The 14,102-nt window shown below is 68.9% G+C and carries 14 protein-coding genes and 1 riboswitch; of the genes, 10 read left to right on the top strand and 4 right to left on the bottom strand.

The genetic code is table 11. The features are described 5' to 3' along the window. Positions 1-238 precede the first annotated feature (238 nt). Positions 239-432, bottom strand: a riboswitch (cobalamin riboswitch). Positions 433-782: 350 nt separating this feature from the next. The 4 genes from AC3IF1_RS25150 (at position 783) to AC3IF1_RS25165 (ending at position 5,902) form a co-directional block, all read left to right on the top strand. Next, positions 783-2,492, top strand: a complete 1,710-nt coding sequence (locus tag AC3IF1_RS25150; protein ID WP_489219817.1) for a methyl-accepting chemotaxis protein — start codon at positions 783-785, stop codon at positions 2,490-2,492. Positions 2,493-2,631: 139 nt separating this feature from the next. Then, entirely contained in the window at positions 2,632-3,603 is a 972-nt protein-coding gene (locus AC3IF1_RS25155) for a substrate-binding domain-containing protein (protein WP_489219818.1), read from the top strand. A gap of 308 nt (positions 3,604-3,911) precedes the next feature. Beyond that, positions 3,912-4,280, top strand: coding sequence for a HigA family addiction module antitoxin (locus AC3IF1_RS25160; RefSeq protein ID WP_489219819.1), 369 nt, complete (start codon positions 3,912-3,914; stop codon positions 4,278-4,280). A 248-nt stretch (positions 4,281-4,528) separates the two neighbouring features. Then, positions 4,529-5,902, top strand: a complete 1,374-nt coding sequence (locus AC3IF1_RS25165; RefSeq protein ID WP_489219820.1) for an RluA family pseudouridine synthase — start codon at positions 4,529-4,531, stop codon at positions 5,900-5,902. Here AC3IF1_RS25165 and AC3IF1_RS25170 read toward each other — a convergent pair. Next, on the bottom strand, positions 5,869-6,582 hold the full coding sequence (locus tag AC3IF1_RS25170) for an alpha/beta fold hydrolase (RefSeq protein WP_489219821.1): 714 nt from the start codon (positions 6,580-6,582) through the stop codon (positions 5,869-5,871). The two genes, AC3IF1_RS25165 and AC3IF1_RS25170, sit on opposite strands and share 34 nt — an antisense overlap. A 159-nt stretch (positions 6,583-6,741) precedes the next feature. Between AC3IF1_RS25170 and AC3IF1_RS25175 the strand changes: the two genes are divergently transcribed. The 4 genes from AC3IF1_RS25175 to AC3IF1_RS25190 all read left to right on the top strand — a co-directional run bounded on the left by AC3IF1_RS25175 (position 6,742) and on the right by AC3IF1_RS25190 (position 9,115). Beyond that, positions 6,742-7,101, top strand: coding sequence for a hypothetical protein (locus tag AC3IF1_RS25175; RefSeq protein WP_489219822.1), 360 nt, complete (start codon positions 6,742-6,744; stop codon positions 7,099-7,101). Between the two features lie 52 nt (positions 7,102-7,153). Next, positions 7,154-7,819, top strand: coding sequence for an HAD-IA family hydrolase (locus AC3IF1_RS25180; protein WP_489219823.1), 666 nt, complete (start codon positions 7,154-7,156; stop codon positions 7,817-7,819). A gap of 46 nt (positions 7,820-7,865) precedes the next feature. After that, positions 7,866-8,657, top strand: coding sequence for an ATP12 family chaperone protein (locus tag AC3IF1_RS25185; RefSeq protein ID WP_489219824.1), 792 nt, complete (start codon positions 7,866-7,868; stop codon positions 8,655-8,657). Between the two features lie 137 nt (positions 8,658-8,794). Next, complete coding sequence (locus AC3IF1_RS25190) at positions 8,795-9,115, top strand: hypothetical protein (RefSeq protein WP_489219825.1); 321 nt, start codon at positions 8,795-8,797, stop codon at positions 9,113-9,115. A 19-nt stretch (positions 9,116-9,134) separates the two neighbouring features. Here AC3IF1_RS25190 and AC3IF1_RS25195 read toward each other — a convergent pair whose 3' ends face one another. Both AC3IF1_RS25195 and AC3IF1_RS25200 read right to left on the bottom strand, forming a co-directional pair. Continuing rightward, positions 9,135-9,626, bottom strand: a complete 492-nt coding sequence (locus AC3IF1_RS25195; protein WP_489219826.1) for a glutathione peroxidase — start codon at positions 9,624-9,626, stop codon at positions 9,135-9,137. A gap of 80 nt (positions 9,627-9,706) precedes the next feature. Continuing rightward, a complete protein-coding gene (locus AC3IF1_RS25200) occupies positions 9,707-10,240 on the bottom strand; it encodes a hypothetical protein (protein WP_489219827.1) in 534 nt (177 codons plus the stop codon). Between the two features lie 137 nt (positions 10,241-10,377). Here AC3IF1_RS25200 and AC3IF1_RS25205 point away from each other — a divergent pair, with 137 nt between their 5' ends. Then, entirely contained in the window at positions 10,378-11,766 is a 1,389-nt protein-coding gene (locus tag AC3IF1_RS25205) for an aminotransferase (protein ID WP_489220471.1), read from the top strand. Positions 11,767-11,852: 86 nt separating this feature from the next. On the opposite strand, the gene AC3IF1_RS25210 is transcribed toward AC3IF1_RS25205, so the two are convergent. After that, a complete protein-coding gene (locus tag AC3IF1_RS25210) occupies positions 11,853-12,752 on the bottom strand; it encodes a LysR family transcriptional regulator (protein ID WP_489219828.1) in 900 nt (299 codons plus the stop codon). Positions 12,753-12,925: 173 nt separating this feature from the next. Here AC3IF1_RS25210 and AC3IF1_RS25215 point away from each other — a divergent pair, with 173 nt between their 5' ends. Then, complete coding sequence (locus tag AC3IF1_RS25215; protein WP_489219829.1) at positions 12,926-14,098, top strand: MFS transporter; 1,173 nt, start codon at positions 12,926-12,928, stop codon at positions 14,096-14,098. The last annotated feature ends 4 nt before the right edge of the window (positions 14,099-14,102 follow it).

A 14,102-nucleotide genomic window follows, 5' to 3' on the forward strand; every position in this document is an offset into this window, starting at 1 on the left:
CCTATAAGCAACGTAATAACATTGCAATTCCTCGATCGTCCGGATCGCGGACCGCCGACGAGCGCGGGAATGCGTCGTGGGCTCACGGTCGAACGAAACGAGACGGCGGGAACGGACATCGGGACGGGCGTCGCGGGCGCGCTTGCTGTGGCACGTCACCGCGAACGAGGCCTCGCCGACCGTGCGGGCGCACGGGCGTCTCGACACCCGCCAGGACACCCCGCCCGACGCGTTTCGCGTGTGACCACGGCTGACGGCAGGTCTCCTGGCTCACGGGTCACCGCCCTCGCACCGTCTTCCCGGGGATCACCCAGTGACGTGGTGGTGAAGGGCTCGCCGCTTACAGTTGCGGGGGCAGCCGCGGCCTCGGGACGGATCCCTCACCGCGTTCCCTTTTGATCCCCGAAGGGAACCGTCGGAAACAAGCTTGGCTGCGCGCGCCTGGCGCGTCAAGCGTCGGGAATACCCTGCCTGGGGATCCAGCGGCGCGAAGGTCGGTACGCCATCTTCAGCGGACAAACGAATCTCTGCCGTAGTTTTTAGAGCGTCTGCTGAGCACGCATCGTTTTTGTGGATTTAAGAGATGCGGGTTTGATAGCTTTCCCCGTCATACAATCCCGTATGTACTTTCCAATAGTTACGCAAAAAATGCTAAAAGATTTTTTATTTTGTCGAAATGAAATTTCTTGTCCTAGAAATCAACCGCTCTGTCATGGTGCGCGCGTTGATGTTGCGTATTATAACCTGACCGAATCGGCACTGATTTTAAGACGGTTAGGCGAATGTCGCAAGATGTGCATAGTACGGAAAAAAGATCCATTTTTAGCTTGAGAAAACTGATAGCTGGATCATTCGTCGTCCTCTTCATCCTGTCTATGTTGATCGGCATATTCGCGATCAGCCGTGTCGGGCTGATCAACCAGGCCGCACAGTCGGTGGTCGGCGAGATCGATGCCGTGGCCAATCTGGGCCTCATGAATGAGGACAGCCAGGAACTTCGGGCCCTGGATATCCTCGCTCATAACGCGCGCGGGAAGGACCAGGCGCGGTCTTACGAGGCCCAGCTCGAGACGGCGCAGCAAGCCTTCTCCACGGCCTGGAGTCGCTATGCGCCGACCGTATCCGGCCCGGAGGAGCAGGCGCTCGCACATCGGCTGCGGGAGGCGTGGCAGCATTTTCTGGCGCTCGAGAGCCAAGTGTCCGCGCTCGATCGGGCCGGCGAGCACGCCCTGGCCGATACGGTCGTGTTCGGCGCCTTCGGCGAGGACGCGGAGGCATTCCGGAAGGCGGTCCGCGCGGTCCTCGCCTATCGCCAGACGCGGGTCATCGATCAGACCGCGGCGACAGACGCGGTCGGCAGGGCGTCGACCCTCTCGGTGGCCGCCGCTCTGGGCATCGTGGCGATCCTGACCCTGGTCGTCAGCGGCTTCATCATCCGCAGGGTGGCCACGCCGCTCATGACGATGACCGGCATCATGCGGCGCCTCGCGGAGAACGACCCCGACGTGGCGGTTCCCGCGGGCGATCGCACGGACGAGATCGGCGCCATGGCCGGAACCCTACGGGTCTTCCAGGAGAACATGCGACGGTCCAGAACCCTCGAGCAGGAGGCGGCCGAGGCGCGCCTGCAGGCCGAGGCGCAGAGCCGACAGGAGATGGCCGAAATGGCCGGCCGCTTCGAGACGGCGGTCGGCGGGATCGTGACCACGCTCGCCACGGCCTCGACGCAACTGCGCGGGACGGCCCGGTCCATGACGGGGATCGCCAGTGAGACGGCGGTGCAGTCCACCGCCGTGGCGTCCGCGGCCGAGGAGGCCGCCGCCAACGTCAAGATGGTGGCCGAGGCTGCCGGGGATCTCGAGTCGTCGGTCCGCGAAGTCGGCCGTCAGGCCGAGGTCTCGTCCGCCATGGCAAACGGCATCGCCGGGGAGGCCGCGCAGACGGCTGCTTTGGTGCAGGCGCTGAGCGGGGCGGCCGCCCAGATCGGCGATATCGTCGGCATCATCTCGACTCTCGCCAAACAGACCAACCTTCTGGCGCTGAACGCCACGATCGAGGCCGCCCGCGCCGGGGATGCCGGACGCGGATTCGCCGTGGTGGCGGCCGAGGTCAAGGCTTTGGCGACCCAGACCGCAGCGGCCACGAACGACATCGCGCAGCATGTCGCGACCATCCAGGGCTCCACCTCCGATGTGGTCACGGCCATCGGCGGCATCACCACCCGCATCCAGGACCTGAGTGCGGCGGCGGCTTCGATCGCGGCGGCGGTCGAGGAGCAGAACACCGCCACCCAGGAGATCGCACGCAACATTACCCAGGCGGCGACCGGAACCGGGGAGGTGACGGCCACGATCACCGGCGTCGCGACCCGGGCCCAGGAGGCCGGATCCGCCGCCGGTCAGGTGCTGGAGGCGGCCAATGCGCTGTCCGGGCAGGCGGAGCACCTCGGCGGCGAGGTCGCCCAGTTCCTCCGCACCATCCGGGTGGCCTGAAGCCACCGCGCAGCGCCCCGAGGCCGTCGATCGCGTCGCCGGCCGCTCCCGCCCTCGGGCCCACCCGCAGAGACATGAGTTCATGCCCGCAAGACCCCGATTCTTAGCCGTCGCATCCTCCCGCCTGAGAGCTTCGGGATTGGCGCTGGTCCTCGGCATCGCCGCGGGCTGTGGCGCGCCCCCCGCCTCCGCCGGGACGATCGGTGTGACGATGGTCCCGCCCGTGGCGTTCTTTCAGTTCCTCCGCGACGGCATCCAGGAGCGCGTGAAGGCTTATCCTGGCCAATCCGTGCTGTTCGCCCATGCCGAAACCGGGGATGGCGCGAAGCAGATCGAGCAGATCAAGGCCTTCATCCGCGACAAGGTCGAGGCGCTGATCGTCCTGCCGGTGGAGGCCGCCGCCACCGCGGAGATCACCCGGCTCGCGCAGAATGCCGACATCCCCCTGGTCTACGTGAACAATGGCCCGCGCGAGGACTGGTTCGCCGGGCGGGTCGCGCTTGCCCTCCCGAACGACCTCGTGGCCGGACGGCTGCAGATGACCATGCTGGCGCAGATGATGAACGGCCAGAGACGGCTCGCGATCATCCGGGGACCGGCTTCCCACTCGGCCTCGGCCCTGCGGACGCAAGGGGTGAAGGAGGTGCTGGCGGGCTTTCCCGGCATCACGGTCGTCGAGGAAGCTGCGGCGGACTGGGACCGCCAGCGGGCTGCGTCCCTCGTGGCGAAATGGCTGGCCGACGGCCGGAAGATCGACGCGATCGCCGCCAACAACGACGAGATGGCGATCGGCGCGGCGGACGCGCTCGAAGCGGCCGGGATTCCTCTGGGACAGATCCTGATCGGCGGCGTGGATGGGACACTCGACGGCATCGAGGCGATGCATCGCAAGCGGATTCACGTGACCGTCTTCCAGGATGCGGCCCTGGAGGGCGGACGCGCCGTCGACGATGCCGTCAAGCTGATCCGGCATGAGCCGGTCCAGCAATACGATTGGATTCCCTTCGACCTCGTCACCGACCGGACGCTGCCGCGCTATCTTCGGACATGGGCGTGCGGCACCTGCATGGACGACGCGCCACGCGGCGAGCGCCCGACGGAAGGACGGTAGATGACGGATCCGGGATCGCGGAGATCGGCCCGGCACCGGTCCAATTCCACATCCAGTATGTTTTTGAAAAGATATCCGCCACTGTATCAGCATATTATATCTTATCGATGAATATAATAGCGATGTAAAATAAAATTCTATGGTATTTATACAATATAACCAACATGGAACGAAACGCGTTCTGCCGCGTAAACCGTGCGGTCCTTGGCGGCCACATGTCGGGATGTCGAAGATCTCTTGATTGCGTCCGCCAAGCTCTTGTCGGTCGACCGGGATATGGCCGGTCGGTATCGCGTGAGGAGCGCGCAATGCACACGACGTATCGACTGGAAAATCCTGGTCATCCGGGGGGTTTCGTGCGTCGGCAGATCCTGGAGCCGCGCAATTTGACGGCCATGAGCGCCGCCAGCAGGCTCGGCGTTCCGCGCCAAGTCCTGTCCGATTTTCTCGCGGAGAAAACCAGTCTCACAGCCGATCTGGCTCTGCGGATCGAAACCGCGTTCGGATGCGGGATGGAAATGCTGATGGAGATGCAGACGCTCTTCGACATTGCCCAGGCGCGGAAGAACGCGGGCGCGATCCGCAATGAGCTCGCGGCCACCTGCACGGACACGGGCAGCCATGGGCCCAACGAGCGGCCTCAGCCAATCATCAAGCGCGTTTACGCGTCCAGGTGATGCCGCCCCCCCAAGAAGGGGTAGCGGTGAAGCTGAAACCGCCCTCCTCGGAGGGCCGATCGGCGCGGGGACGAATGCGCCCATCCCCCTAAGGCGGGTTGAGGCGAGGACCGGCGGCGCCCGGCGCCTTTGCCGCTGCGCCTCTGCGATGATAGAGCCCAGCGACCCCATGGGTCCGGACGTCCGCGACGCCGCGGCCGATGCGCCCGGACGTTCCGTCCGAAGCGGAGACGGGTGCTGGCGGAATCATGACGACACGACCACCCCCCCGCGGCGGCTCGAAGGGGCGCAGGCCCCCGGCCGGCAAGTTCCAGGCTGACGGGCGTGCCCGCACCGGCCCCCGTACCTCCGCCCGCGATGCCGCCGAGCGAGCGGCCCGGAATCGCGGCGACGATGCCGGCGCGCGCGATCCGTGGACCGCGCAGGGTACCCCCCAGGCGGCCGCGAAGCCGAAGCCCCGCGTCGCCTCGGGTGGCCCGCCCGGGCGGCCCGCCCCTGCGCCGGCCCGTGCCAGATCCGCCCCCAGACCGGCCGCGAAGCGCCCCGAGGCTCCGGTCCCGCCCCCTGCCCCGCCCGCCGGACCGACCCGGCGCGAGCAGCGCGCCGCCGCATCCGCGACCCTCGCCTCGGGCGTACAGACCCTGACGGTCGAACCGGACGAGGCCGGCATGCGCATCGACCGCTTCCTCACCGCGCGTTTTCCCCTCCTGCCCTTCACCCGGGTGCAGAGCATCGTCCGGAAGGGCGAATTGCGGGTCGACGGCAAGCGCGCCAAACCCAACGACCGGCTGGAGCCCGGCATGAGCGTGCGCGTGCCGCCGCTGCGCCTCGACCAGCCGACCGAGCGCCCGCGCAATGCCGGGCGCGACCAGGACGACGCTGACTTCATCCGCTCGCTGATCCTCTACGAGGACGCCGACATGATGATCCTGAACAAGCCCTTCGGCCTCGCGGTCCAGGGCGGGTCGGGGACGGTCCGGCACGTGGACGGGCTGCTCACCGCGCTGACCGGGCCGGACGGCCAGAAGCCGCGCCTCGTGCACCGGCTCGACAAGGACACGGCCGGCTGCCTGATCGTCGCCAAGACCCGGCTTGCCGCCGCAACCCTGGCCAAGAGCTTTCGCTCGCGCGCCGCGCGCAAGATCTATTGGGCGCTCACCGCCGGCGTGCCGCGGGTCCGGCAGGGGCGGGTCTCCACCTACCTCGCCAAGGAGGAACTCACCGACGCCGACGCGCGCATGCGCGTGGCCAAGCACGGCGACGAGGGTGCGAGCCACGCCCTGACCTACTACGCGATGGTCGATCAGGCCGCCCAGAAGCTGTCCTGGCTGTCGTTCAAGCCGGTCACCGGGCGGACCCACCAGCTGCGCGCCCATGCGGCCCATATCGGCCATCCGATCGTGGGTGACCCGAAATATTTCTCGGTGGAGAACTGGGAATTGCCGGGCGGCATCCAGAACCGCCTCCATCTGCTCGCCCGCCGGATCGTGATCCCGCACCCGCGCACTGGCCGGCCGGTGGACGTCAGCGCGCCGCTGCCGCCCCACATGGCCCAGAGCTGGAACCTCCTGGGCTTCGACGCCGCCCGCTACGATCCGATCGTCGAGGCACCGGAGGCCTGAGCCAGCAGCCACGGCACGATCGCACCCGCGAGGGCGGCGGGGGCTTCCAGGGGCAGCATGTGCCCCGACCCGTCGAGCACCGTCAGCACCGCGCCGGGGATGCCGGCCTGCAGTTCCCGGGCCTCGTCGAGGCCGCGCAGGGCGTCCTGGGCGGCCGCCACGACGCGCGTCGGGCAGGCGATCAGGCCGAGCCGCGCTTGGTCGGAGTCCCGGGCCTGCCCGGCCTGACGCAGGAAGACCGGGCCGCCGAGCCGATCGCCCATCCGCCGGATGCGCGCGATCAGCGCGGCATCACCGGTCCGTTCCGGATGGACCGACTGGAGGATCGCCGACCGGCTCAGGCCGGCGAAGCCCCGACGGCGGACATGGTCGACCGCGGCGGCCTTCCGCTGTGCCTGGGCCGGTGTATCGGCCCGGGCCGAGGTCGTGATCAGCACCAGCGCCCGCACCCGTTCCGGCGCGCTCCGGGCGATCTCGCGGGCCACGAAGCCGCCCATGGAGAAGCCCACGAGGGCGAACCGGTCCGGCGCCGCGGCGATCGCCCGATCCGTCATGGCGCGGATCGTGGCGTCCCGACTGAGGTCGCAATGCGCAAGCGGCCCGACCTCTGCGAGTCGGCCGGCGACATCGGACCACAGATCGGCATCGGTCATGAAGCCGGGGAACAGCAGGAGGTTCATCGCGGGACCGTCTGTCCGCTTCATCGCGGGTGAAACGCGGGCCATGATGGCGGGTCTCATCGGGCGGATACCTTGGCAACCGGTCGCCCCGCCTCATATGCTCCCGCGCGCCGCCGATCCGAAGCGGCGCTGTTCCCCGGCGGTTCGAGACCCTGACGTATGAAGCACGCGCTGCTGGCCTGCCTCGCTGCCCTGTGCCTTGCGGGGTCGATCGCGCATGCTGCCCCGGGCGAGGCGTCCAAGCCGGCGTTGCCGGCGAACGGCGCCCCGCCGGTCGAGACGGCGACGCCGCATCCGGCCGCTTCGCCCGGCGAGGCGGCGTCGCGACAGACCGTCAGCGCCCGGGTGGAGCGCCGCCGCCGGTCCTACGCGGCCTGCAACCGCGCCTCGCACCAGCGGGGCCTGCGCGGCGGCAAGAGGCGGCGCTTCCTGATCCGCTGCCGGCTCGGCTACGAGCGGACCCGCAGCCAGGCGGGACAGCCCGTCCAGCAGCCGACCCAGCCGGGCCGGAAGCCGTGACGCGGTCTTACGATTCCCCGCCGCCCGGACGGCCGCCGACCCAAATCCGGCGATGAGGCTCGTCGTGTTCGACGTCGACGGAACCCTCGTCGACAGCCAGCACCTCATCGTGGCCGCCCAGGGGCTCGCCTTCGCGGAGAACGGCCTGCCCGCTCCGGAACGGCGGGAGGCGCTGTCGGTGGTGGGCCTGTCGCTGCCGCAGGCGTTCCGCCGCCTCGTCGGGGAGGACGGGCCGATCGCCGAACTCTCGGAGAGCTACAAGCAGGCCTACAACCGGCTGCGCCTCGATCCCGCCTACGAGGAGCCGCTGTTTCCCGGGATGGCCGATCTTCTGGCCCGCCTGAAGGCCCGGGACGATATCTTGATCGGCCTGGCCACGGGCAAGTCGCGCCGCGGCGTCGACCGGCTGGTGGCGCATCACGGCTGGACGGACTGGTTCGTCACCACGCAGAGCGCCGACGACGCCCCGTCAAAGCCCGATCCGGCCATGCTCGAGCAGGCCATGGCCGAGGCCGGCTGCACCCCAGACGCCACAATCATGGTCGGCGATACCACCTTCGACATCGCCATGGGCGTCGCGGCCGGCGCCGCTTCGGTCGGGGTCGCCTGGGGCTATCACCCGCCCGAGGCCCTCTATGGGGCCGGCGCCGCGACCGTGGTGCCGAGCGCCAGCGCGCTGGAGGCTCGGCTCCTCGAATCAACCGCGGCACGATCCTGACGCCGGGAGGCTCGCGCGCGGGCCCGGGAACGCCTATCTCGCACCCATGAGCGATGAGACGACAGATTGGCTCGGCCGACCGGGCGCGGACGAGAAGCCTGACCCGATGCGGGCCGCCCGCGGCCATGCCAAGCCGGCCCTGCCCCAGCGGTTCTACAAGCAGGCCGGCGTCTCCGAGGGGCCGGAGGGCTTCCGCCTGACCCTGGACGGGCGTCCGGCCAACACGCCGGCCCGCAACCCGCTCCGGCTCCCGACCCGGGCTCTGGCCGAGAAGGTCGCGGCCGAATGGGATGCCCAGGAGACGCAGATCGATCCGGCGCGGATGCCCCTGACCCGCCTCGCCAACACGGCCATCGACGGCGTCGCCCCCCGGCTGGACGCGGTCGCGGCCGACCTATGTGCCTATGCGGGCACCGATCTCGTCGCCTACCGGGCCGCGGAACCCGACCGGCTGGTGGCCGCGCAGGGGGCGGCCTGGGATCCGGTCCTCGCCTGGGCCCGGGAGGCGTTCGGCGCCCGGGTGATCCTCAGCGAGGGCGTGATGCACGTGGAGCAGCCGCCCGATACCGTGCGGGCGCTCGCGGCCGCGGTCACGGCGGAGACCGATCCGTTCCGCTTGGCCGGCCTGCACACGCTGACGACGCTCACCGGCTCGCTCCTGATCGCGCTGGCGGTGCTCCGGGGTCACCTCAGGCCGGCGCAGGCCTGGGCGGCCGCCCATGTCGACGAGGCCTATCAAGCGGAGGTATGGGGCCGGGACGCCGAGGCGGAGGCCCGTCTCGAAGCCCGCCGCGCCGAGTTCGAAGCCGCGTCCGACTTCGTGGAGGGCCGCCGCTGAGCGGCCTACCCTGCGGCGGCCGGGCCCGGCCGATGCACGCGCGCAACAAACCGAAACTTGCGATGCGTGCCCGGTGTCGTCGGCTGACACGCGGTGGAGACTGATTTAAAGTCTGTCCCATCACGTCCGGGTCGACCATGTACGCCGATCAGACCATTCGTTGCAGGTTCGAAGGCGAGATGACCTCGCTCGTCGCGCGTATGCAATCCTACGGCGATGCGCGTGATCGCTATGCCCTCTTCGACGCCCTGAGGGATCTCGAAGACCGGGCCGTCGCCGGGGGCGCCCCGGTCCTGACCTTGCGCAAGATTGCGGAGGTCCGCTTCCTCGTGGGGATCCTGCGCGAGGCGGTGCGGCCCTTTCCGGTGGCCTCCCTGCGGACTGTGCTGCGCGCGTGCGGCCCGAGGGGTGCGTCCGGGGGCGCGGCAGCGGTCGCGGTCGCGGTCGGGGGGATTTAGGATTGCGTTCGGACCGACCTCACACCGGCTCCGACAACGCCGCCTGCAGCTTCGCCTCCAGGGCGGCGGGCTTGGTGCCGGGGCCGTAGCGGGCGATGGCTTGGCCGCCGCGGCCCACCAGGAACTTCGTGAAGTTCCACTTCACCGTCCGCGAGCCGAACAGTCCGGGCCGGGTCCGGGTGAGGTGATCGAACAAGGGCTCGATCCCGGGGCCCTTCACGGCCACCTTGGCGAGCACCGGAAAGCTGACATCGTAGGTCAGGCTGCAGAAGCGCTCGATCGCGGCGGCGTCACCAGGCTCCTGGGCGCCGAACTGGTTGCAGGGGAAACCCAGGACCGTGAGGCCCGCGTCCCGATACTTCCGCCAGAGCGTTTCGAGCCCTGCATATTGCGGCGTGAACCCGCAGCGGGAGGCCGTATTCACGATGAGCAGCGCCCGACCGCGATGCTGGGACAGGGGGTAGGGCGTGCCATCGGCGGCGGTGACGGTGAAATCGTGAACCGTGGTCATGCGCGATCAGTCGGGCAAACCGACCCGCGCCGCAAGGATCGCCGTACCGCACCTGCCGCGCCATCGGGCCGGATCCGCACTCAGGCGGGGGCCTTCTCCACGTCGAAGGTCAGACCCTGAGGCGTCATCCGCTCGCGGGAGACGATGCGGTCCGCGGCCGACATCACCCCGAGGCTGACGTCGCGGTCGGGCAGGACGACGGTCGTGCTCTTGTTCACATGGACCAGTACGTGCCGGCGCTGCGGCACCGAGGCGACGGCCCAGCGCTTGAGCTGCGCGTAATAGGGCTCGCGCCGCCACGCGTTCGCCTGCCCGGGATCGACTTGCACGTTCATGTTGCGGGTGAGCGGATCCAGGGCCAGCACCATCTTGGCGCGGTCGGGCTTCCATTCCGGCCCGAGCCAGCTCTCCGTCATCCACAGGCAGTGGAAGGCCCGGCAATGGTCGGGGCGGGTGGCGTGAATCGCGCAGCCCTGTCCGGCCCGCGTATGGCGGCACCACGTACCCGCCACGCTCTCCACCGCCGGCACGTCGTAGACCTTGCAGCAGAGCGTGCAGGCACCGCAGCTGCGACCGGGAGCGGGCTGGGCCACGAAGGTTTCGGGATTCAGCATGGGTCGTGCGTCGCCAGGCACCGTCGCTTGCGGCATGCGTCCGGCAACGGCCGGACGCGGTTCCGACGGGCTACCTGCCGGTGTTTCGGGTCGGTAGTGTGGCGGTCGATCCCCTCGGGATGAGGACCTTGCAGCCGATGCTCTCGAATCTCGCGACCCGCGACGTCGAAACCCTGCTTCACCCCTACACCAACCTGTCCACGCACCGGCAGGTGGGCCCGCTGGTTCTGGAGCGCGGCGAGGGCGTCCACGTCTTCGACGCGGAGGGGCGCTCCTATATCGAGGGCATGTCGGGCCTGTGGTGCACGGCGCTCGGCTATTCGAACGCCGAACTCGTCGAGGCGGCCCGGGCGCAGATGGCACGGTTACCGTTCACGCACCTGTTCTCGGGGCGCAGCCACGATCCGGGGATCGAGCTCGCCGAGACCCTCAAGGAGCTGATGCCGGTCCCGACCGCGAAGATCTTCTTCACGTCCTCCGGTTCGGAGGCGAACGACACCCAGGTCAAGCTGACCTGGTACTACAACAACGCGCTGGGGCGTCCGCAAAAGAAAAAGATCATCGCCCGGCAGAAAGGCTATCACGGCGTCACGGTGGCGAGCGCCTCCATGACTGGCCTGACGGCGAACCACGCCGATTGGGACCTGCCGCTGCCGGGCTTCCTGCACGTCGCCTGCCCGCATTTCTATCGGGGCGCCCAGCCGGGCGAGACCGAGGAGGCCTATTCGGCCCGGCTCGCCGCCGAGCTGGAGGAGACGATCCTGCGCGAGGGCCCCGAGACGGTGGCGGCCTTCATCGCCGAGCCTGTGATGGGCGCGGGCGGGGCGATCGTGCCGCCGCGGGGCTACTTCCCGGCGATCCAGGCGGTGCTGGCGAAGTACGATGTCCGGCTCATTGCCGACGAGGTGATCTGCGGGTTCGGCCGCCTCGGCACGTGGTTCGGCAGCGAGGCCCTTGGGATCAAACCGGACTCGATCTCCTTCGCGAAGGCGCTCACCTCGGCCTACATGCCGCTGGGGGGCGTGAGCATCGACCCGGCGCTCGACGACGCCCTGGTCGCCCAGAGCCAGAAGCTCGGCACCTTCGGCCACGGCACGACCTATTCCGGCCACCCGGTCGCGGCTGCGGTGGCGCTGAAGGCAATCGAGATCTACCGGCGCGACCGCGTCATCGAGGGGGCGGCCGAGAAGGCGCCGCACTTCCAGCGCCGGCTCTCGGCGCTCGCCGATCACGCCATCGTCGGCGAGGCGGGCGGCCTCGGTCTGATCGGCGGGCTGGAGATCGTCGCCGACAAGGGCAGCAAGCGGCAATACGATCCGAAGGCCGGCGTGGCGGCCCGCTGCGTGACCTTCGCGCAGGGCGAGGGGCTGATCGTGCGGTCGCTCGCCGGCGACCGAGTCGCGGTCTGCCCGCCACTGATCATCACCCCCGACGAGATCGATTCGCTGTTCGACCGCCTCGGTCGGGCGCTCGACCGCACCCGCGACTGGATCCGCGCCGAGGGGCTGGAGGCGATGCCGGGCTGAGGCGGGGGCAGTGGCAACCTGGCTCGTAAAGCCGGTTTCCCTGCGCGCAGTCCTCGGGATGACTTATCGAGAGCGGCGCGGCTCGATCAGCTTCGCAAGCCCTCCGACGCCAGATGGAGGGCGAGGGTCTCGACGAACAGGCGCGTTCGTACCGGCGTCCCCGCGGCCCCGAGCCAGACGGCCTGGACCGGAATCGGCGGGGGTTCGAATTCCGCGAGCACGATCTTCAGGCGGCCGTGATCGAGATCCGCCTGGATCTGCCAGAGCGGGGCGAGGCCGAGGCCGGCACCCGCCGCGACGGCCGCATTGGCTGCGGTCGCCTCGTTGCAGCGAAGAGGCCCATGCACCGGGATGCGCGCGGGCTGGCCGTCGATCACGACGGGCCACGCATCGCCTTCGGGCCCGAAGGTCCGGACGACGCAGATGTGATTGCCCAGGTCCTCCGGCCTCCGAGGCATGCCGTGGTGCGCGAGATATTCCGGCGCGGCGACGTTCACCCGGCGCAGTTGCGCGAGGGGGCGGATCTTCAGGTGGAGCGGACCGGGGTCGCCGATCCGGATCGCGACGTCCAGCCGCTCATCGACGAGATTGGCTTGCGCATCGGATAGGATCAGGTCGATCTCGAGCTCCGTGTGCCGTTCGAGGAACGTGACGCAGGCCGGGACGACGTGCCGCGGCGCGAACAGGACCGGGGCGCCGACCCGCAACGTTCCGGCGACGCGCTCGCTGTCGCGGCCGATCTCCGCGCGCGCGCTGTCGATCTCGATCAACGCCGCCTTGATGCGGGCGTGAAACAACAGACCCGCCGCCGTCGGCTGCAATCGACGCGTCGTGCGACGGACCAGTTCGACCCCGAGTTCGCTCTCCAGCCCCGAGAGCGCCCGGCTCACCGATTGCAGCGACACGCCAAGATGCCGGGCCGCGACCGTCAGGCTTCCGCGATCGACGATCTCGACGAACGTTCGGTATCTGTCCAGGGCCGACATCAATCTCACGACTTTTGTAAGAGACTATCTCGGAACATTTTTATTGTCACTATAAAATCATCGAGCTATCATTTGGTCATCAGAAAGATCAAATTCGGCGGATTTTCATGAATGACTCTGCTCATACACAGTCTATCGGATCTGATAATATTATAACACTCTCTAGCGGTTTCGTGATAACACTAGCCATAGCGGCTGGCGTCATCGTTCTGAGCCTGTTCGCCTCGCAGCCGCTCGCGGGTCTTATCGGACCGTCGCTCGGGCTCGATGCAGCAGAAACCAGCTTCGTCACGACGGTCACGCTGCTGGGCTACGCCGGCGGATTGTTCCTTCTGGTGCCATTGACCGACCTTATGGAGAATCGTCGGCTCATCGGACGGACGCTCACGGCGGGAACGCTCGCGCTCTTCGTGGCCGCCGTGGCGCCCTCGGCGCCGCTCTTTCTGATCGCCTCGTTCCTGATTGGGCTGACCGCCAGCGCGATCCAGATGCTCGTGCCGATCGCCGCCAGCCTCGCGCCGGAGGCCGAGCGCGGGCGCGTCGTCGGAAACGTCATGACCGGCCTGATGCTCGGGATCCTGCTGTCCCGGCCGAGCGCGAGCGTAATCGCCGAATATGCCGGATGGCGCTGGTTCTACGGGCTGCTCGCCGGCCTGGTCGCGTTGCTCACGATCATCATCGCACGGACCATCCCGGAGCGCCGGCCGTCCCAGAAGGCCTCCTATCGCGGCCTGCTCGCTTCGTTGCTTGTGCTCCTCAAGGAGGAGCCCATCCTCCGGCGCCGGGCGGGCTATCAGGGGCTCTGCATGGCGGCCTTCGGGATCTTCTGGACCACGGTGGCCCTGCGGCTCGCTCTGCCGCCCTTCGACCTCGGCCAGACCGGAATCGCCGCCTTCTCTCTGACCGGTGCAGCCGGCGCCGTGATCGCGCCGATCGCCGGCCGCGCCGGCGACAGGGGCCTGACCCGACCTGCGACGATCCTCGCGCATCTGAGCGTCATCGCGGCCATGGTGCTGGCGGCCATGGGCGGGGCGGGATCCGCTGACGGGATGCCGGGGCCGGTCGCGCTCGCCGTGATGGCTTTCGCGGCCGTGATCCTCGACCTGGGTGTCATCGCCGATCAGGCGCTGGGCCGACGAGCGATCAACATGCTGCGGCCGGAGGCACGGGGGCGCCTGAACGGGCTGTTCACCGGCCTGTTCTTCATCGGCGCAGCGCTGGGTTCGAGCCTTTCGGGCCTCACCTGGGTGCTCGTCGGCTGGTCGGGCGCCTGTGCGCTCGGCGGCCTGTTTGGCCTCGCTGCGCTCGCTCTCTCTCTCAGGGACGGACGCTCGCCGCAGGCTTGATGCG

This window comes from Methylobacterium sp. E-012 (assembly GCF_057836545.1).

What these genes read in the sequence shown, in the direction of transcription:
- AC3IF1_RS25200 (WP_489219827.1), bottom strand. Translation starts at nt 10,240, where the DNA reads ATGCTGAATCCCGAAACCTTCGTGGCCCAGCCCGCTCCCGGTCGCAGC.
- AC3IF1_RS25180 (WP_489219823.1), top strand. Translation starts at nt 7,154, where the DNA reads ATGAGGCTCGTCGTGTTCGACGTCGACGGAACCCTCGTCGACAGCCAG.
- AC3IF1_RS25185 (WP_489219824.1), top strand. Translation starts at nt 7,866, where the DNA reads ATGAGCGATGAGACGACAGATTGGCTCGGCCGACCGGGCGCGGACGAG.
- AC3IF1_RS25210 (WP_489219828.1), bottom strand. Translation starts at nt 12,752, where the DNA reads ATGTCGGCCCTGGACAGATACCGAACGTTCGTCGAGATCGTCGATCGC.
- AC3IF1_RS25160 (WP_489219819.1), top strand. Translation starts at nt 3,912, where the DNA reads ATGCACACGACGTATCGACTGGAAAATCCTGGTCATCCGGGGGGTTTC.
- AC3IF1_RS25165 (WP_489219820.1), top strand. Translation starts at nt 4,529, where the DNA reads ATGACGACACGACCACCCCCCCGCGGCGGCTCGAAGGGGCGCAGGCCC.
- AC3IF1_RS25170 (WP_489219821.1), bottom strand. Translation starts at nt 6,582, where the DNA reads ATGAACCTCCTGCTGTTCCCCGGCTTCATGACCGATGCCGATCTGTGG.
- AC3IF1_RS25195 (WP_489219826.1), bottom strand. Translation starts at nt 9,626, where the DNA reads ATGACCACGGTTCACGATTTCACCGTCACCGCCGCCGATGGCACGCCC.
- AC3IF1_RS25190 (WP_489219825.1), top strand. Translation starts at nt 8,795, where the DNA reads ATGTACGCCGATCAGACCATTCGTTGCAGGTTCGAAGGCGAGATGACC.
- AC3IF1_RS25150 (WP_489219817.1), top strand. Translation starts at nt 783, where the DNA reads ATGTCGCAAGATGTGCATAGTACGGAAAAAAGATCCATTTTTAGCTTG.
- AC3IF1_RS25205 (WP_489220471.1), top strand. Translation starts at nt 10,378, where the DNA reads ATGCTCTCGAATCTCGCGACCCGCGACGTCGAAACCCTGCTTCACCCC.
- AC3IF1_RS25175 (WP_489219822.1), top strand. Translation starts at nt 6,742, where the DNA reads ATGAAGCACGCGCTGCTGGCCTGCCTCGCTGCCCTGTGCCTTGCGGGG.